General features: G+C 61.5%; 17 protein-coding genes and 1 pseudogene. 11 read left to right on the top strand and 7 right to left on the bottom strand.

All coding sequences use genetic code 11. The features are described 5' to 3' along the window. Positions 1-20 precede the first annotated feature (20 nt). From FJ964_RS24885 to FJ964_RS24875, 3 genes are read right to left on the bottom strand one after another with little or no spacing between them, the layout of a single operon-like run. Positions 21-941: a sugar ABC transporter permease gene (locus FJ964_RS24885; RefSeq protein ID WP_224660522.1), complete on the bottom strand. Its 921-nt coding sequence runs from the start codon at positions 939-941 to the stop codon at positions 21-23. Further along, positions 938-2,143 carry an ABC transporter ATP-binding protein gene (locus tag FJ964_RS24880; RefSeq protein ID WP_140552845.1) on the bottom strand — a complete coding sequence of 402 codons (1,206 nt, stop codon included), beginning with the start codon at positions 2,141-2,143 and terminating at the stop codon, positions 938-940. Before FJ964_RS24880 ends, FJ964_RS24885 begins: the two co-directional genes overlap by 4 nt. A 39-nt stretch (positions 2,144-2,182) precedes the next feature. After that, positions 2,183-3,079 carry a metallophosphoesterase gene (locus FJ964_RS24875; RefSeq protein WP_224660521.1) on the bottom strand — a complete coding sequence of 299 codons (897 nt, stop codon included), beginning with the start codon at positions 3,077-3,079 and terminating at the stop codon, positions 2,183-2,185. Between the two features lie 264 nt (positions 3,080-3,343). Between FJ964_RS24875 and FJ964_RS24870 the strand changes: the two are divergent. Beyond that, positions 3,344-3,542, top strand: a pseudogene (locus tag FJ964_RS24870) (glycerol-3-phosphate dehydrogenase); the annotation flags it as partial. Between the two features lie 407 nt (positions 3,543-3,949). Here the strand turns inward: FJ964_RS24870 and FJ964_RS24860 are convergent. The 4 genes from FJ964_RS24860 to FJ964_RS31090 all read right to left on the bottom strand — a co-directional run bounded on the left by FJ964_RS24860 (position 3,950) and on the right by FJ964_RS31090 (position 7,470). Further along, positions 3,950-4,843, bottom strand: a complete 894-nt coding sequence (locus FJ964_RS24860; protein ID WP_181172612.1) for an alpha/beta hydrolase — start codon at positions 4,841-4,843, stop codon at positions 3,950-3,952. Positions 4,844-4,853: 10 nt separating this feature from the next. Beyond that, positions 4,854-5,534, bottom strand: a complete 681-nt coding sequence (locus FJ964_RS24855; protein WP_140552843.1) for a GntR family transcriptional regulator — start codon at positions 5,532-5,534, stop codon at positions 4,854-4,856. An 80-nt stretch (positions 5,535-5,614) separates the two neighbouring features. Continuing rightward, the gene (locus FJ964_RS24850) at positions 5,615-6,595 is read right to left on the bottom strand and encodes an aldo/keto reductase (RefSeq protein WP_140552842.1); all 981 of its coding nucleotides are present in this window, start codon (positions 6,593-6,595) and stop codon (positions 5,615-5,617) included. Then, on the bottom strand, positions 6,592-7,470 hold the full coding sequence (locus FJ964_RS31090; RefSeq protein ID WP_181172611.1) for a GntR family transcriptional regulator: 879 nt from the start codon (positions 7,468-7,470) through the stop codon (positions 6,592-6,594). The genes FJ964_RS24850 and FJ964_RS31090 overlap by 4 nt, the downstream gene beginning before the upstream one ends. On the opposite strand from FJ964_RS31090, the gene FJ964_RS24840 reads away from it, so the two are divergent. From FJ964_RS24840 to FJ964_RS24795, 10 genes are all read left to right on the top strand, one after another. Beyond that, positions 7,454-8,242 (top strand): alpha/beta fold hydrolase, encoded by a 789-nt coding sequence (locus FJ964_RS24840; RefSeq protein ID WP_181172610.1) that lies wholly within the window; start codon positions 7,454-7,456, stop codon positions 8,240-8,242. The two genes, FJ964_RS31090 and FJ964_RS24840, sit on opposite strands and share 17 nt — an antisense overlap. Before the next feature lie 16 nt (positions 8,243-8,258). After that, complete coding sequence (locus FJ964_RS24835) at positions 8,259-8,651, top strand: carboxymuconolactone decarboxylase family protein (RefSeq protein ID WP_140552840.1); 393 nt, start codon at positions 8,259-8,261, stop codon at positions 8,649-8,651. Beyond that, positions 8,648-9,271, top strand: a complete 624-nt coding sequence (locus FJ964_RS24830) for an amino acid synthesis family protein (protein ID WP_140552839.1) — start codon at positions 8,648-8,650, stop codon at positions 9,269-9,271. The genes FJ964_RS24835 and FJ964_RS24830 overlap by 4 nt, the downstream gene beginning before the upstream one ends. A gap of 100 nt (positions 9,272-9,371) precedes the next feature. Further along, entirely contained in the window at positions 9,372-10,883 is a 1,512-nt protein-coding gene (locus FJ964_RS24825) for an ABC transporter substrate-binding protein (RefSeq protein WP_181172609.1), read from the top strand. Positions 10,884-11,074: 191 nt separating this feature from the next. After that, entirely contained in the window at positions 11,075-12,016 is a 942-nt protein-coding gene (locus FJ964_RS24820; RefSeq protein WP_140513435.1) for an ABC transporter permease, read from the top strand. Positions 12,017-12,022: 6 nt separating this feature from the next. After that, on the top strand, positions 12,023-12,829 hold the full coding sequence (locus FJ964_RS24815) for an ABC transporter permease (protein ID WP_140552837.1): 807 nt from the start codon (positions 12,023-12,025) through the stop codon (positions 12,827-12,829). Positions 12,830-12,842: 13 nt separating this feature from the next. Further along, positions 12,843-14,600, top strand: coding sequence for a hypothetical protein (locus tag FJ964_RS24810; protein ID WP_140552836.1), 1,758 nt, complete (start codon positions 12,843-12,845; stop codon positions 14,598-14,600). Positions 14,601-14,608: 8 nt separating this feature from the next. Then, positions 14,609-15,367 (top strand): hypothetical protein, encoded by a 759-nt coding sequence (locus FJ964_RS24805; RefSeq protein ID WP_140552835.1) that lies wholly within the window; start codon positions 14,609-14,611, stop codon positions 15,365-15,367. Further along, the gene (locus FJ964_RS24800) at positions 15,364-17,112 is read left to right on the top strand and encodes an ABC transporter ATP-binding protein (RefSeq protein WP_140552834.1); all 1,749 of its coding nucleotides are present in this window, start codon (positions 15,364-15,366) and stop codon (positions 17,110-17,112) included. The genes FJ964_RS24805 and FJ964_RS24800 overlap by 4 nt, the downstream gene beginning before the upstream one ends. Before the next feature lie 81 nt (positions 17,113-17,193). Beyond that, the gene (locus tag FJ964_RS24795; RefSeq protein WP_140552833.1) at positions 17,194-18,693 is read left to right on the top strand and encodes an aldehyde dehydrogenase family protein; all 1,500 of its coding nucleotides are present in this window, start codon (positions 17,194-17,196) and stop codon (positions 18,691-18,693) included. Positions 18,694-18,727 lie beyond the last annotated feature (34 nt).

Below are 18,727 nucleotides of genomic sequence, written 5' to 3'. Positions count from 1 at the left end.
AGTGATGGTTGTGTCGGTCATCAGTAATGCACCCTGCGATCCATGACGACGGTCTGGAGGATCGAGAAGACCAGAATGAAAATGAGGAAGATGAAGGTGAGAACCGACGCATACGCCATGCGGAAGTACTGGAAGCCTTCGAGGTAGACTTTGTAGAGCAGGACCTCGGTCGATCCCACCGGACCGCCATGGGTCAGCACCGCCACCGTGTCGAACACCTTGAAGGCGGTGATCGAACTGGTGACGATGACGAACATGGTCGTCGGTCCCAGCAGCGGCCACGTGATCGTCAGAAAGCGGTCGATTTCGCCGCCGCAGCCGTCGATCTCGGCGGCTTCATAGAGGTCCTTGGGAATGGTCGAGAGGCCGGCCAGAAACAGGATCATGTTGAAGCCGACCAGTTGCCAGATGCCGATCACGGCAAGCGTCGGCAGCGCCAGCGAGGGATTGCTCAGGAAGGCGACCTCGCCGATGCCGAGCCAGCGCAGCACCGCGCTCACCGGGCCGAGGCTGGGGTGCAGCAGGAACTGCCACACCGTCGCCATGGCGATGAAGGTCGAGGTCACAGGCAGGAAGTAGATGATTTCGTAGAGCGAGCGGGTGCGCTTGCGGCGGTGAACGAGGACGGCGACGAGCAGCGACAGGATCACCGAGCCGGGCAGGACGATCGCGACGTAGACTAGCGTGTTCTTGAGTGCGCGGCGGAATTCCGGATCGGTCAGCGCGTCGGTGATGTTTTGCAGGCCGACATAATGGACATCGACCTCGCCGAGTTCGTAGTCGGTGAAACTGAGATAGCCGAGCACGCCGAGCGGCACGAGGATCGTCAGCACCAGCAAAAGCAGGGCAGGCAGCGCGAAGCCGCCGGCGACCAGCCTCTCGATGAGGGCCTGCCGGGCACCGGGCCTGGCGGGCGAAGCGGGTACCGCGGTCAGGCTCATGACGCGCGCGCTCCCTCTGCGAGGCGCAGCTTTCCCTTGGCGGCGGTGGCCGCGTCTTGGGAGACTTGGGGCTCCACGCGGTTTCCGGCGGCATCGAAGACATGGCAGGCCGAGGGATGGAACAAGAGTTCGGTGTTCTCGACCTCACTGTCCGGCACGCCCGCGCCTATGCGCGAGGTCACCAGGATTCCAGGGAGCGAGGGAACGTCGAAATGCAGGATCTTCTCGGAGCCGAGATGCTCGCTGCGCCGCAGCTTCGCCGCAAGCGGGACCTGGTCCGTCGACTGGCCCGAGACCGCGCCGGGCAGGATCATTTCCGGGCGGACGCCGATCATCGCTTTCTCTCCGGCGGGGAGGGCGGTGCCGATCGGCAGAGGCTTTCCGAGCAATTCCAGCCGCCCGCCGACCCCCACCGTCGCGGGAACCAGGTTGATCGTCGGGCTGCCAATGAACTGGGCGACCTGGATGTTGGCCGGCCTGTCGTAGAGTTCGTCGGGCGTGCCGAGTTGAAGGATGTCTCCGCCTTCCATCATGGCGACCCGGCTCGACATGGTCATCGCCTCGACCTGGTCGTGCGTGACGTAGACGAATGTCGCGCCGAGTCTCTGGTGCAGCTCGGCCAGCTCGCTACGCATGTGGACGCGCAGCTTGGCGTCGAGGTTGGAAAGTGGCTCGTCCATCAGGAAAGCGGCGGGCTGGCGCACCATGGCGCGACCGAGCGCGACGCGTTGACGCTGGCCGCCGGAGAGTTGGGCGGGCTTGCGCTCTAAAAGGGGTTCAATCTGAAGTTGCGCCGCGATGCCCCTGACCTGCTTGCCGATCTCCTGCATCACCTTGCGGCGCCGGGACGAGAGTAGGCGGACGAGCGGCAGGCGCTCGTAAAGGTTAAGCCCGGTCATCGTCAGGGGGAGCGCCATGTTGTTGAAGACGGACATGTGCGGGTAGAGCGCGTAGCTCTGGAACACCATGGCGATGCGCCGCTCATGCGGCCTCAGATGATCGATCGGCGCGCCATCGACGAGGATCGAGCCCGAGGTTTGCGGCTCGAGGCCGGCGATGATGCGGATCAGCGTCGACTTCCCGCAGCCGGAGGGGCCGACAAGCGTCAGAAACTCTCCGTCATTAATGGAAAGATTGATGTCTTTTAGAACCTTGTGGGTTCCGAACGACTTCGAAAGGTTCTTTATCTCTACTGCAGCCACTGCGGGTTGCTCCGTTTCGCAACTAATCGGATCGAGGCGCTATCTCGGTGGATAGACCTCATCCAAGACATCACCGATGAAGAAGGGGGTGAGGCCTGGAATTTCGGCAGGCATCACAGTGAAACCGGACTCGGAAAACTCGTACACGAGCGCGCCGAGGACGGCTTCTCCCGCCATGCCTTCCGGTTGCAGATGGGCGTCAACGACGAAGCCCGACGAAGGGGCCCAAAGGTATCTTACGTTATCGACCACGCTATCGTGCAGCTTGTGCAAATGGCCGCTCGCCACGAACGCCACGTCGAAGCGGCGCACCAAATCCAGCAGCCGCGCCCGCGGAACGGGCGTCGGAGCCCAATATCCGACGTCGCCTTCCCTTGGCTCGCCAATGAACAGCGGGCGGTGGGTGAACCATCCGATCCGGCGTCCGGAGGCCTCGCGCATTGCGCTCTCCAGCCACGCCATCTGCTCCGTTTCGGCCGGCTCGTCGCTGCCGAACAGCATCGAATCGAGTCCGATCAGGCGCCAGCCCTCGATGTCGCGATGCCACCAGTCGGGCCCGAAATGACGTCGCCAGCGGGCCAGGCGTTCTGCGTTGACTGGCTGGTACGGATGCTTGGGCTCCCCCACGTCGTGATTGCCCGGCACGGCGAGATAGGGCAGTCCGATGGAGTCCATTATCTCGGCGCAATAGCGCATGTCCTCCTCGACATCGGCGCCATCCACGGTGACGTCGCCTGTATGGATAACGAGGTCGGCATGGCTTTCCTTCAGCCAGTCGAGGAGCGGCTGGCTGTTGGCATGGAAATGCCGCTTGCCAGGGCTGAGATGGGTATCGGAAATCTGCACTATTCGCGTCATCGGATGTTCTGGAACCTTTGCCGCGTCTTGCGGCGTTGATCTCGTCGTGTCGAAAGAAGCGCCTGAAGCCGGGCGCATTCTTTCCCCTGCATGTGAAGGTGTGACGACGACGTCGGATTCTAGGTCCAGGACGCGGCGTCTCCCGCAGGAAAGGCTCACTCGGTTGAAACGGCTTGGACCGGCATATTGAACCTCCCATCGTGTTCTCCGTCCGATGCCCATTGTCAGGGCATTCTGAGGTGCGGAAAACTTCCTCCAGCTTTCAATTGAAAAAAATTTCACAGCTTGATAAAAATATCAAGACAAAAATCGCGACCGTAGCGCATCTCGAATTGCGGCCCCCATGAGGGTGCTGCCGAAGCGGTGCAGATCGAACAGACCGAGATCGAATATTTGAGCGCGGCCGTGAACCGCTACTTCAAAGAGAAGCTGCGCCGCCAGGATTTGCTGTACGCGTTCTCGGGCGTGCGGCGGTTGTTCGACTACGTCTTCGACCTTCGGCGGCGAGATCACGATCTTCCGGAAACTGGCCGAGCACGGGTGGCTCTACGGCACGCGGGCCAGGAGGTGGTGGCAGGGCAGGTCTGGAAGAAGACGCGCCTGGGCTTGTCAGCTGGCTTGCTGAACCGAGCATCAAAGCATCGGCCGGCCGCCGGTGACCTCATAGACTGCGCCGGTCGTGTGGCTGGAATCATCCGAGGCCAGAAGCACATAGGTTGCCGCGAGTTCGGCGGGCTGGCCGCCCTGCCAGGACAGGCCAAGCCTGGGCAGATGTGTCTATTTTCTCGGTCCGTGGGGCATATAGCTCGACCTGGTGCCCTACCCCGGGCAAGGCTTTGAGCGCGAGCCGTCGCTCTGGCATCCGGCGTTGCCTGCAGGCGGGGACGGCATGGCGGCCCTCTTGGGACGACTTGCTGTGGGTCATAAGCCGGATGGTTTGGACCGGCGCTAGCTGCCAAGCCAGTCCCGGACAACTCCATTGAATTCGCGTGGGCGATCGATCATGACCATGTGAGCGGCGTTGGCGAAAATGTGCATGTCGGCTTGCGGCGCGCGTTCCAGCAGCTTGATGCCGCGCGCCACCGGCACGGTTTCGTCGCAGCCCGACCAGGCTATGAACAGCTTGGCCTGCATGGTGGGCAAATGCGGAAGGAGATGGTCCTCCTGGATCTGGGTATATTCGGTGTCGTCCTTTTTCCGGGCAGCCTGCCTGAAGCGCTCCAACTGACCGGACTTGCAGGCCAGGCGGTAGTTCTTTTTCAGCAGCTCCACGAACTCCGGCGGATTCTTCGTGCTTAGCCTCGCATTGGTGCGCAGAAAGTCTTCCTCGGTATCGCATCCCTCGAGCACATTGTACGCTGCTGCCGCTGCTGCCTGCCAAGCGTGGTCCTCATTTCCGCCGAGGCGCGGCGAGGTCGCACCGCTGCTCACGACGACCACCTTATCGACCAGACCCGGGTTTTCAACGGCGAGCATTGCCGCGATGAAACCGCCTTCGGAATGACCGACCAGCGCGCAGCGGGTAATGCCGAGCGCTTCGATGAAGGCTGAAACGTGATGCCGCCTTTCGAGGCGGGGAACGTGTTTCCCGTCTACCGGCGCATCCGAGAGACCGAAGCCGACCAGATCGGGCGCCAGCACCCGGAAGTCATGCGCGAGTGCCGGGATGGTGTTGTGCCAGGTGGACCAGGCATCGATTGCCAGTGAGGAGCCGTGCAGAAGGATCACGACCGGTCCGCTGCCAGCTTCGAAATAGCGCGTGCGGATGCCGCCCGCCACGACATAATTCTCCTTCACCGTCGCCGCGGGTGGCGGCGGACGGGCGGCGTCTCGCGCTTTCAAGCGCTGCCGATCAACTGACGGATTGGTTTTCAAGCTGTTCGATCATCCCGAGCGCGAATTGGGCGGCTTTGCGTACATGCTTTTTCGCAAGCCGCTCGGCGTCCGATGCCCTGCGGCTCACCAGGGCGTCGAGCAGGGCTGCCAGTTCCTCCTGGGATGCCTTTCGCCGCTCTGCATCGGAAAGAGAAATCATGCGCAACTGTGAGGCCCGCATATGGATGCTGCGAAGCATCCGTTCCGCCTCGGAATTGTTCGCGCCCGCTATCAAGACGTCGTAGAATCGGGTTTTTGCGGCAATCATTTCGCGCGGCACACCGACGCGATAAGCATCCATCAGCTCGTCATACACGCCCCTGCAATGCGTGATATGATCGTCAGTCGCATTCTCGCAAAACAACCTGCATACAAGTGCCTCCAGCGCCTCGCGAAGATCAAAAATGTCCTTCGCGATCTTGGGGTCGACGACAGAGACGATAAGCCCCCGGTTGGGCAGGTTCGTGACAAGGCCCTCGTTCTCGAGTTCGCGCATCGCTTCCCTGAGCGACGTCCGCGAAACGCCCATGCGCTCGCAAAGCGTGCGCTCCACCAGCCGCTCTCCCGGCGCCAGTTCTCCGACGACGATGGCGTTGCGGATGGTATCGGCCACCTGCGTGTACAGGCGCGGCGGAGCATGGACTCGCAGATCATACACGGCGGATTTGCTCCTTCGAAAAGTGCGCGAACGAGTGCAATTTCACAAGCATATCAGCTTACCGCAAGCATGTGCTTCATTCAGTGGCCTGAGGCGTTCAGCGGCCGTGGCTCGTAGGCCCGGTCGATGCGGTCGATATCGTCGGGGCTAAGCATTATGTCCAATGCCGCGACTGCCTCGTCGACATGGTCTGTCGAGGTCGCTCCGAAGATGGGCGCGGTAATGCCGGGGCGCGCCAATGTCCAGGCGAGAGCCACCTGGGCCGGTGTCTTTCCGATGTGGGCGGCAACGGCAACGACGGCTTCGCGCACGGCGTGGTCGCCGTCGCGGTGGTAATATTTCTGCGTATAGTCGTCGCTTTTCGTGCGCGCCGTCTGCTGGGCGGGATTGCGGCGGTCCGCGGCAAGGAAGCCGCGCGCGATGGGGCTGAACGGTATCAGGGCAACATCATCGTGGCGGCAGTAGGCAAGCAGTTCCCGCTCGCACTCCCGGTGAGCGGGATTGTATTCGCATTGCATCGAGATGAATGCCGGAAGGTCGCGTGCGCTGGCAGCCGCACGGCATTTTGCGAGTGTCCAGCCGGGCATGGTCGTGACGCCGACATAGAGCGCCTTTCCGGCGTGCACGATGTCCGCCATGGCATCGACCAGTTCGTCGAGGTCGGTATCCTTGTCCCAAATATGCGTCTGGAAGAGGTCAACGTGATCGGTTCCAAGGCGGGCCAATGAATCGTCGATTGCCTTGAACAGGTGCTTTCTGGAGTAGCCGCGGCCGTTGCAATGCGCAGCCATCGGGTTTCCCGCCTTGGTGGCGATGACGAAGCTGTCGCGCGGCTGCTGGCGAACGAGTATCTGGCCGAGAATGCGTTCGCTCTCGCCAGCCGAATAGAAGTCGCAGGTATCGAAGAAGTTGATGCCGTGGTCGAGGGCGCGCGCAACGATCGGCGCCGAGGCCTTCTCATCGAGCACCCAGGCCCGCCATCCCGCGGATCCGAATCCCATCGCGCCGAGGCATAGCCGGGATACTTTCAGATTGCTCTTGCCGAGCCTGACATAGTTCATGTGTCGATCCGTTGCTTGCGTGATGAGGATTTGGCGTTCTGCCCAGAGTCCCGCAGCAGCGACAGCGCGAAAGCCGCGGATCTTTCGACATACCCGCGCGTGAGCTTTTCGGCGAGGTCGGCATCGCGCGCGCGCAGCGCGTCGAAAATGCCGTGGAGCAAGGCCATCGTATTCCTGCGCCGTTCAGCCGAGGCGACGCGGGTGGTGACGGTGCGCAGATAGGTGACGCGGCCATGCAGGAGAAAGGTCATTTGCCTTGTGATGTCGTTGCCTGCGCCTTGCATGATGATGTCCCACACCGCGTCGAGCTTCTCGGCATGCTGCCTGGCAAGCTCGGACGTGTCGGTTTCGCCTGCTTCCGAAATACGCCGCGCCAATTCGTCCATTTGTTCCTGGCTGGCCCGTTCGACAAACAGGCGCGCCATGGCCGATTCCAGGATTGCGCGGGCCTCGTAGATCTGCCGGACCTCCCGTTCCGACAAGCGGGTCACGAACATGCCCTTGCCGGCTACCCGAGTGACAAGCCCTTCGGACTCAAGCTGGCTCAGCGCTTCCCGGATGCTTGTGCGGCTTACGCCAGTCTGCTCGGCGAGCTTCCGTTCCACCAGCTTGTCACCCGGCTTGAACACTTCGTTGAACAACGCCTCGCGCAGCGTGACAACGGTCTGCTCGCGCAATGTCGGCGAATCCGCAATCGACCAGTCAGTCCATTCATGCATTGCGGCGTCCTCTCCCGTCATTCCTTTCATGACAGCTACGCGTTCGACTCTTTCATCACAAGTAGCCGATTTAAATACGGTTGACCATATGCCTGTCTGTCGGTATACCAAAAAAATCGAGTTTGAACGAGGACCTGGAATGGCGCCGATGCGCACAAAAGACGATCTCATCGCCTATGAGAGAAGCGGTAAGGGGCATCCTCTCGTGCTGGTGCACGGTGTCGGCGCCAATCTGCAAAGCTGGGACGACGTCAGCAGCGAACTGGAGGGCAGTTTCGACATCATTCGTTCCGACCTGCGCGGGCATGGTCGGTCCGCGCACATAGACTCGGAATATTCCGTCGAGAAGTTTGCCGCCGATATCGTTCGGGTGATGGACGACGCCGGCGTGCGCAAAGCCCATCTGGTCGGCTTTTCATTGGGGGGCTTGATTGCGCAAGAGCTGGCCTGCTCCTATCCGGACCGGTTTGAGCGCGTCGTGCTTCTTTCCGCAGTTGCGGGGCGCACCCCCGCCGAACGTGAGAAGGTTGTGGCGCGCCTGCAGATGATCCGCGACGGCGGTATGGACGCAGTCGTTGGTGCTGCGCACGACCGCTGGTTCACCAAGGAATTCGCCGAGCGCCATCCCGATGTGATCCAGCGGCGAATTGCCGAACTCAAGGCGGTCCACGTGCCGTCTTACCTGGAGGCGTATCGGGTGTTCGGCCTTACCGAACTGGTGGATCGGCTTCCCGAGATCAGGCAGCCAACTCTGGTGATGACGGGCGAATTCGATCAGGGGTCGAATGTCCGGATGGCCGAGACGATGCACCGGCTGATCCCCGATTCGGAATTACGCATTCTGGCCGGCCTGAAGCACAGCGTCCTGGTCGAGGCATCCAAGCTGGTGTCCGACCATGTCCGCGAGTTCCTTTTGCGTCCACGCTGAAATGAAGGGAAGACGAATGAACGAGACGCTATTTGAGCGTGGGCTGGAGCGGCGCAAGGCGACGCTCGGCAGCGAATATGTTGAAAATTCGCTGAGCAATGCAACCGAGTTTTCCAAGGGTTTTCAGTCATTTATCACAGAATATTGCTGGGGAACCGCCTGGGGCGACGACAGGCTGGACGCCAGGACCCGCAGCATGCTGAACATCGTCATGATTGCCGCGCTCAACCGCATGCATGAGTGGGAACTGCATTTTCGCGGCGCCCTTCGCAACGGGGTCACCCGTGACGAGCTGGACGCGTTGATAACCCATCTCACGATCTATTGCGGCGTTCCTGTCGGCGTCGAATGCCATCGCATCGCCAACCGCGTGCTTGCCGAACTCGCAGCCGGCGGAGTGGAAAAATGACTGGCGTCCTGATCCGCAAGATCGTCGATTTCGTCGAGGACACGCTTGTCGAAGGGGGTCGTGTCGCGCCGGTTCCGCTTCGCATGGCCGCCTGCGCGGCGGTAATCCGCAATCCCTGGGCAGGATCGGCATTCGTCGAGGACTTGCAGCCGCACATCATGGAGCACGCCAAGGCTCTCACGGATGCCCTCGTGCCTCGCCTGGTGGCGATCATGGGCGGTCCGGACCGGATAGAGGCGTTTGGAAAGTGCGCTGTGACCGGGACGGACGGCGAAGTCGAACACGCGGCCGGCCTGATCCACACGCTGCATTTCGGCAATGTCTTCCGCATCGCCGCCGGCGGCGATTCCTTTCTCCCGTTCACGAACAAGCGTGCCGGCGCCGGCACTGCGCTCACCGTTCCCTTGACCCACAAGGACGCCGAGAGGAAGGGGAGCCGCGCTCATTTTCTGACCGTGGAATTCACCATTCCCGACGCGCCTGCCCATGACGAGATCGTCATCGCCTTGGGCGCCGCGAGCGGCGGGCGTCCGCACCATCGCATCGGCGATCGGTTCAACGACATGCGGATCATGGGAGTCGATCAGGCCGGCCGGCCGCTGCCAGCCGAGAGCAAATAACGCGCAAGCCTCCGGGTCCTGCCCGGAGGCCAATAACGGCAATGCCGATAATATCGGGAACTGAACCAACGGAGGATTTGTCATGGATAGAAGACAATTTATGGCCGCCATCAGCGGCTTCGCAATCGTGGCCTCTTTGCCGGCGGCAGCGCTGGCTCAAGATACCCAGCCGGTCACCGGCGGCACGCTCAACGTCGGCTTCATCAGCGACGTCCGCACGCTCGACCCGCTTCAGTCGTCGCAATGGACCGAGCGGCAGATCCTTTTCCTGATATTCGATACGCTTCTCGAGACCGAGGCGGACTTCTCCCTGAAGCCTGCCCTGGCGAAAAGCTGGGAGTTTTCGGACGACGGCAAGCGCGTGGTCCTGAAGCTGCAGGAAGGCGTGAAGTTCCATGACGGCACGCCGTTCAACGCCGAGGCCGTGAAATGGAACCTTGATGCGCGTCTCGATCCGAAAGGCAACTCATCGCAGCTCAAGTTGCTGGAAGGCGTCAAGAATGTCGAAGTGCTGGACGAATTCACCGTCGCCATCGACATGAAGGAACCTTATCCGCCCCTGCTGGCGCTGTTTGCCGACCGCGCAGGGCTGATGGCTTCGCCAGCGGCGGCCAAGAAATACGGCAGCGACGTCGGTTCCAATCCTGTCGGGACCGGTCCGTTCGTTTTCGGCGAATGGGTGCGCGGGTCACGCATCGCGCTCAGCAAGAACGACAGCTATTGGCAGAAGGGAATGCCATATCTCGACGGCATCACGTTCCATGACATTCCGACGAACGTCGTCGGCATTCAGCGCATGGCCATCGGTGAACTGGATTTCATAAGCCAGCTTGATCCGCTGGATACGCGCCTTTCCAAGGCCAGCCCGGACATCGAGCTTGTGCCGTCGAAGGGTGGCGTCTGGTATTCCTACCAGTGGCGGTGGGACGCCGAGCCATATAACAAGCCGGAACTGCGCCAGGCCATCGCGCATGGCCTCAACCGCGACCGCATCAACCAGATCATATGGGCCGGGCAAGGCAAGATTTCCGACAGCTTCACGCCAGACGGGCTGTGGTGGACCCCAACCGATCTGGTGCACTACGAATACGATCCGGAAAAGGCGCGCAAGATCGTGGCTGATTCCGGCCTGAAGGGCACCACCATCAAGCTTGCGGCGCCAAGCGGCGATACGCTGCGACGCTTTGCCGAACTTGCCAAGGAAGACCTCGACGCGATCGGCCTCAACATCGAGCTCGAGCCGGTCCCGCAAAGCGACTACTACGCCAAGGCGGTCTCCGGCGAGATACGCTTCACGCCGATGCGCTGGACGCAACGGGCGGATCCCGACGGCCTTATCCACTACCTCTTCTCCAGCAAAGGCACCGCGAACTCCACGGGCTACAAGAATGACCAAGTGGACAAATGGATCGATGAAGCGCGGGTAATTTCCGATCAGGCGCGCCGCAAGGAATTGTACGAAAAGATCCAGCGTCAGATTTCTGCCGATCTGCCTTACATGCCCGTCGGGTTCAGCGTCGAATTCAACGCCATGCGCAACACCGTAAAAGGGTTCGCTCCGATGCCGGATGAAATCCCCAGGTTCCGTTACGTCTGGAAGACGCAGGCCTGATCTTCATGCTTTGCCGCGGCGCGCCGCGCCGCGGCTTCTGGCGCGGGTGGGACCTGGTCCCGCCTGCAACCGGTAGAGGAACTTGATCGCCACTATGACCGCCGCCCATCGGATGTGCACCAACCGCCCGCTTTGCGAGACGGGCGCCCCGGAGACGTTTCTTCAATCCTTCGCGATGAACTGAGGCCGGCATGCTTGCGCTTGTACTTTCCCGCATAGCGATCATGGTTCCGAACGTTATCGTTCTGACGTTTCTGCTGTTCACGTCGGTGACGTCCTTTCTGGGGACGCCGGCGGCGATCATGCTGGGCGAGAACGCATCCCCCCAATCGATCGCCGAACTCAACGCGAAGCTAGGCTTCGACCAGCCCATCCTGTCGCGTTACTGGAACTGGATCAGCGCCGCATTGTCGGGCGACCTGGGCCGGTCTTATTCCACCCAACAGCCTGTCGCGCAAATGATCGCGGATGCCCTTCCTCTAACGCTCGAGCTGGCATCCTGGGCGATCCTCATCGCTTTCCTGGGCGCCACGCTGATCAATTCGGCGACGTTCATGAAAAAGCTGGTGGACCGGCTCACCGCCGCCGTCAGCATCGTCGGCATCACCGTACCGAATTTCTTTCTCGGGCTGCTGCTGATCTACCTGTTTTCGGTTCAGCTCCGCTGGCTGCCGACGACCGGATGGTCGCCGTGGTCACGGGGCGCCGGGCAGCATCTCATCCACATGATCCTGCCTGTCATCACGCTTACGACCTTCTATTTCAGCTCCTTCACGCTCGTCTACAAAGCCGAATACCAGTCGGTGAAAGGCAGCCTCTACATCCAGGCCGCGCGTTCGAAGGGGCTGTCCGAGGCGCGCATTTCCTACCGGCACATTCTGCCCAACAGCATATTGCCCTTGATCACCTATGCCGGTCTTTCGCTTGGACAACTGGTTGGCGGCGCGGTCGTCACCGAAACCGTCTTTTCGATGCCGGGCATGGGCCGGCTTCTGGTGGAAGCGATCTCGTCCCGGGATTTTCCCGTCATGCTGTCGGTTGGAATGGTGATCATCGTCGGCGTGATGATCCTCAACCTTGTGGCGGACGTGACCTACAGCCTCGTCAATCCGCTCGTGCGAACATCGGCTTAGCATCCAATGAGAAAACTTCCATTCCGATTGGTCCTTGGCCTGACGCTTCTGGTGATCATCACTTTGATCGCGGTGTTCGCGCCCTTGATCGCGCCCCTGCACCCGACCGCCACGACGGTGAACGTCCTCGGCCCGCCTTCGGCTGAAAACATCCTTGGCACGGATCAACTTGGCCGGGACGTGCTGTCGCGCGTCATCTACGGAACGAGGGTTTCACTGCAGGTAGGTGCTTCGGCGGCGATCGTGGCTGTGCTGATCGGCGCGCCCATTGGCCTGATCGCCGGATTTTTCCGTGGCTGGATCGATTTCTTCCTCGTCCAGATCATCGACATTTTCATCGCCTTGCCGGGGCTCGTTCTCGCATTGATCATCACCGCGATGCTTGGGCCATCGGTGGTCAACCTGGCGGTGACGCTGGGTGTCGTCACCGCGCCGACGGTCGCCCGGTTGGTTCGCGGTCAGGTCTTCGTCGTCCGGGAAATGGTCTTCGTGGAAGCTGCGCGCGCCACGGGCGCAAGCTCTTTCTGGATCATTCGCCATCATATCATGCCAAACACGATGCGCGTGGTGTGGGCGCAGTTCGCAATCAATGTGGCCTTCGCGATCTTCACCTCCGCAAGCCTCAGCTTCCTGGGGCTGGGCGTTCCTCCGCCGGCTCCGGATTGGGGCGGCATGGTACGCGACGGTTCGATGTTCCTGCCGATCCTGCCGCTGCTCAGCCTGGGGCCGGGCGCTGCCGTCGCCCTTACAGTTTTCACATTTTATCTTGTCGGGTCGAGCATGAACGAGGCCGCGTCCCGCAATGATCGCTGATTGGAACAGGGAAATGACGTCTAACCAGGTCGAGCCGCCGCTGCCGGCATTCATAGAACAACGCCTGCAGGAGTTTGCGGGCCGGGAAGGTGTCCTGAAGGCGCGGCGATGGATGCGGCCGGCGGATGTTCTGATGCGTGTGGAGAACCTTCGCTGCTTCAAGGCTTCGCGCGTCAGTTTTGCCGACATGTTGTTGCGCAGGATCGTTCGCGAACGCTGGCAGATAAGGATGATCTCGGCGGAATGCGGCGATGACGGCGCGGCGAGATTCGTCTACCGGATCGACGCGGAAGGCCATTCCTTCTCCTATATTGCCCGAGCATATCCATGGGACGGAATCGAAAAAGTCGGACGCCGCTCCGATGGCGCGGACCGTGACATGTTCGGCGCGCTCTTCGTCAATCTTGCCAGCCAACAGCGTATCGAGCAGGAATTCGAAACGTTCGACATCAAGGCTGAAGGCCAGATGCGTACGGATTCGGATGTGGTCGGCTGGACCCCGGCCAATCGCAGCAGCCGGCATTTCGACGCCGCTGTCGAAGCCCTGTCCCGCGGCGAACAGCCCGCCCCCGAGCTTGGCATCGCCTATCTCATGCGAAACGGTGGCTTTCAAAGCAGTGGCCGCAACGGCACGGTTTCCTATCCGGGCATTCCCGACGGGCATCCGCTGGCGCACCCGTTCTTTGCGGATATCTTCGCCATCTACCTGGTGCGGCTCGTCTCCATCGATCTCGTCAATGCCGTGGCGCGGCGGCGCAATCCGGACGCAGCGCAGCTCGACATTTCGATCGCGCGCGGGCTTGGAATAGGCAATTCTTCAGGCCAGGGCATGTGCGTTGCCCTCCAGCGCTGGCCGCATTGGGTCGCCACCTGGGTGACTGTGCGCGAGGCGGCGCTTGGCTACGCAAAAAGCCTGCCGGTCGATACGGGAAGCATTTCGGTTGTCCGCGGCTCGATAGAGAGCACCATCCGCATCTACGCGCAGACCGACCCACAGACGCAGGACTATGTGATGGCCAACGAAACCATCATCGAGAACCTGACACGCGTATCGGCAAGCCTGCGCGAAGGACGGTTCCAGTGCTGGGGCGACGTTGCTGCGCACGTCGCAGAAGTCATGGATGGCGAGACCAGTGAGCAGTTCCATAGCGTACTTCTCGACGTGGTACCGGACTTCTGTGACGCCATCGCGCCCTATTTCCAGATCGGCGCAGCCCGCAAACGGCAATTGCAGCCAGCAATGACAGTCGCTGAACTGCGCGAGATCCTGCGCAGAAACTACGTCTGGGCTCTCACCGCCGACCGCACGCTTGCCGAAACCCATCAGCACTTCTGGTACCATTCGATCGATAATGGCGAACAAAGGCGCGGCGAGCGGATCATCGACCCGCACGAGCGTTTCGAATCCTTCATCGATCATATCGGACTGATCCAGAGGCTGGCGGCGGTGCTGGTCAGCCGTGGCGACAAGGAGCGCGCCGGCGACGTCGTTCTCGACCATCCGGACCTGCATTACGCCATTTCGCGCTTGCAATATCTGGATGGCCTGCCCTATGCGGAAATACGCGATCCGCTCGCGCATCGCGATTTCGTCCCCGCCGATCTCATACGGTTTTTCCTTGCGTCGCTGGGCATTCGCGGCTCGACGCCGCTCAGCATCCGCTATGTGCGGGGGACTTTCTTCCAAGACCAGCCGCTGCCTTCGGAATTCCTCGAGCCTGACAGGCCGGGTTCCCGGGTTCGTAAGCATGAGAATGAGGTCGCCCTGTGAGCACGACCATGTTTGTTGCCTATTCCGAACTGACCCGCGTCCTGCCGTGGTCGCTTAGGGCGCTGGGCTACGCGTTCGGAACCGCTGACCGGGGCGCTCATCTCGTTGCAACAGGTGCGGCGCTCGATCCGGCTATTCTGGATGAAATTCGCCAGGCGGGACCGCGGCCCTCCCATGGCTTCCGCTATCGGAAATCGGACGAGCTCACGATGCTGGACGCCGCCGGCGTTTCATTTCTGGAAGCGGGACCTGCCGCGATCGATGCTCTGGCCGCGCATGCAGGCGGCGCCAAATGGGAAATGTGCCGGATATCGGCGGCGACCGAGCTGTTGCTTGTTCCGGCCACGCTGGTCGGTGCGATGGACTACAATCTCTCCTCTATCGGCATCATCGCCAGGGATGGACCCTTCGATTGGCTGTTGGCTGAACCGGACGCACGGGGTGTGCTTTATTCGGGCCGGGGCCGGGATGCCCTCGCGGCGCTCCTCGGTGAGGACACGGCGGTTCTGCAATCGATCGACGCCGCCGTGCTGACGCCGGGCTGCGCGCTTCTCATGGTCAGCACCCGCAGGCCTGAGCTGAAGGCGTCCGGGCACGTTGGCGTTCGGCCTCGGGAAAAGATCGCCGTGGCGCACCAGAAGGGCATTCCCCTGTCGCGGGAGACGCTGGATGCGCTGTACGCGCTCGAAATGCTCACCTGGGCTCCGACTTCGGAGCGCTCTCGCTCGCAGGCGGGCTTCACTGTTGCACCGGCGCCAAGCTCATGACTGAACGGAAATCCGATCCAGTGGTCGAGGTAAAAGGCCTCAACGTCGCTTTCGGCAAGCATCAGGTGGTGCATGATGTCGATCTGGCCATCCATGCTGGCGAGACGCTGGCGCTTGTCGGCGAGTCGGGGTCCGGCAAGAGCGTCACCTCCATGACGATCATGGGACTGCTTTCCGGCAATACCCAAGTGACCGGTTCGGTCATCGTGGATGGCCAGCAAGTGGTGGGGGCGTCGACATCGACATTGCGGCGGGTGCGTGGCGGCATTGCCAGCATGATCTTCCAAGAACCGATGATGAGCCTGAACCCGGTTCTGCAGGTCAGCACCCAGATCAAGGAAATGCTGCGCCAGCATCGACCCTTGAGCGATGCCGAGGCGCGGGAGGAGGGCATCCGGCTTTTCGACCGCGTTCGCATTCCTGACGCGCGGCGGCGGTTCAATGACTATCCTCACATGTTCTCCGGGGGGATGCGGCAGCGGATCATGATCGCCATCGCATTGGCGTGCTCGCCGAAGCTGCTCATCGCCGATGAGCCGACAACAGCGCTCGACGTGACGATCCAGGCGCAAATACTCGATCTCCTGAACGAGGTCCAGCGCGACACCGGCACCGCGATCCTGTTCATCACGCACGACATGGGCGTAGTGGCCAACATCGCCGACCGCGTCATGGTCATGCACAAGGGACGCGTGGTGGAGACGGGAGCAGTAAAGGACGTCTTCGAGCGTCCGCGCGAGGACTATACGAGGATGCTGATCGACGCGGTCCCCCGCCTGGGGCAAGGCGTGGCCCGCTCCTACCGCTCGCCTGCCAATGATGCCGTGCCGAAGCCGGTTTTGAGCGTGCGCAAGCTGGTGACCCGGTTCGACGTGCGTGGCGGAGCAATGCGTCGCAAGGTGGGGCGTCTCCATGCCGTCGAAGGTCTAAGCTTCGACATCATGCCTGGAGAAACGCTGTCGCTGGTTGGCGAGTCCGGCTGCGGCAAGTCGACGACCGGACGCAGCATCCTGTTTCTCAATCCTCCGGATTCCGGCGAGGTGGTCTACGACGGACGGACGGTGCGGCGCGACAACAGGTCCGATCTTTCGGATCTCCGGCGCAATGTGCAGATGATCTTCCAGGATCCTTTCAGTTCCCTGGACCCGAAGCAAAACGTCGGTGCGATCCTGGCGGAGCCCCTGCTATGCCATGGGTTGGCGACCAGGGCCAAGGCCCTGGACAAGGCGAAACATCTTCTGGAGCGTGTCGGCCTCGAACCGTCGATGATCACCCGTCTTCCGCACGAGTTTTCCGGCGGACAGCGTCAGCGAATCTGCATTGCGCGAACCCTGATGCTCGACCCGAAGGTCATCATAGCCGACGAGGCCGTCTCGGCCCTCGACGTTTCGGTAAAGGCGCAGGTGATCGACCTGCTGCTTGAGTTGCAGGAGGACCTGCGGTTGTCCTACCTCTTCATCAGTCACGACATGGCCATTGTCGAACGTGTCAGCCACCGCGTGGCGGTCATGTATCTTGGCGAGATCGTGGAGATCGGGCCCAGCCGCGAGGTGATAGGGAACCCGAAACATCCCTATACCCAGAAGCTGATGGCAGCGGTGCCGAACCCAGAGCCGGCCGCGGACAGGCACCGTTTGATCGGCAAGCCAGTGACGGAATTGCCGTCTCCCGTGCGGCCGCTCGATTTCATTCCGCCGAAGCGGCAGCCTCGCGCGGTCGGACCCGACCACTTGGTGATCGAGTGACAAGCATTAACGAGGGCGCTTCAGATGGACGCCCTTGAACGAATCCGGGCAAGGCGCTTCCCGATACCTATGGAGAATTCGATGAACACACATGCTGAGCAGTTCCGAATTGGAGAGAAGGCGGCGTCCTTTTTGCGCCAGGAGAAAAAGCTCCTTATCGATGGAAAATGGGTGCCGGCTCAGTCCGGGAAGATTTTCGACACATATGATCCGGGCACGGGACGCATAATTGCACAGGTTCCGGAGGGCGACGCCGCCGATATCGACAATGCCGTCAAAGCTGCGCGACGGGCCTTTGAAGAAGGCCCATGGAGCCGCATCACGCCCAGCGAACGTGGACGTCTCATCTGGAAACTGGCGGACCTGCTGGAACAGAACGCCGATGAACTGGCCGAACTGGAGGTTCTCAACAATGGCAAGCCGCTTGCCAATGCTCGGAATTCCGACGTCGCGCTCAGCGTGGATATGTTCCGCTACATGGCGGGCTGGGCGACCAAGATCACAGGGGAAACCATTTCGATCTCCGCGCCGGACAAGTACCATGCCTTCACGGTGCGCGAGCCGGTCGGCGTCGTCGGGCAGATCATTCCGTGGAATGCGCCACTGCTCATGCTGGCCTGGAAAGTAGCTCCGGCGCTGGCCACCGGCTGCACGATCGTGCTCAAGCCGGCGGAGCAGACGCCGCTGACGGCGCTGCGCTTCGGTGAACTGGTCCAGGAGGCCGGCATTCCCGCCGGCGTGGTCAATATCGTAACCGGTTTTGGCCCGACGGCGGGTGCCGCGATCGCCTCGCACCCCCAGATCGACAAGGTTGCCTTTACGGGTTCCAGCGAGGTCGGCCGCATTATCGTCAAGGCTGCCGCGGGCAATTTGAAGAAAGTGTCGCTCGAACTGGGAGGGAAGTCGCCCGTCATCGTCTTTCCCGATGCTGACATGTCGGTTGCCATTCCCGGTGTCACACAGGGCATTTTTGCCAACAGCGGCCAGGTCTGCACCGCGGGATCGCGGCTGTTTGCCCATAAGAAGGTGTTCGACCAGATCGTGGATGGGATCGGCCAGCGGGCGGGGAACATCCGCGTCGGTCATGGCCTCAGCGAAGGCGTCCAGATGGGGCCGGTCATTTCCCCGGTCCAGTGCGACCGCGTGATGGGCTACATCGAGCAGGGCAGGAGCGCCGGTGCAACGGTGGCGTTTGGCGGCACGCGGATAGGCAATGAAGGCAACTTCATTGCGCCGACCGTGCTGACCGACACCCGGCCCGACATGGCTGTGGTGCAGGAAGAGATTTTCGGTCCTGTCCTGTGCGCCATGAGCTTCGATGACGACGACCTGGAACAGATCGCACGGCAGGCGAATGACAGCATTTTCGGGCTTGCCGGCAGCGTCTGGACACGGGACCTGAGCGTCGCCCACAAGATGGTACGGCGAATTCGCGCGGGCCGGATCGGGGTCAACGTACACGGCTCGGTGGACGCGGCAATACCCACCGGCGGCTTCAAGCAATCCGGCTGGGGCAGGGAACGGGGACAGGAAGGGCTGAACCTTTATACGGAGACCAAGTCGGTCATCATGTCGCTTTGAAGGCCTGCCAAACCTTTCGAGAACAGCCGGCAAG

The organism is Mesorhizobium sp. B2-3-2 (assembly GCF_006442295.1).
Lineage (GTDB): Bacteria > Pseudomonadota > Alphaproteobacteria > Rhizobiales > Rhizobiaceae > Mesorhizobium.
This window is presented reverse-complemented; position numbering and strand designations above follow the sequence as displayed.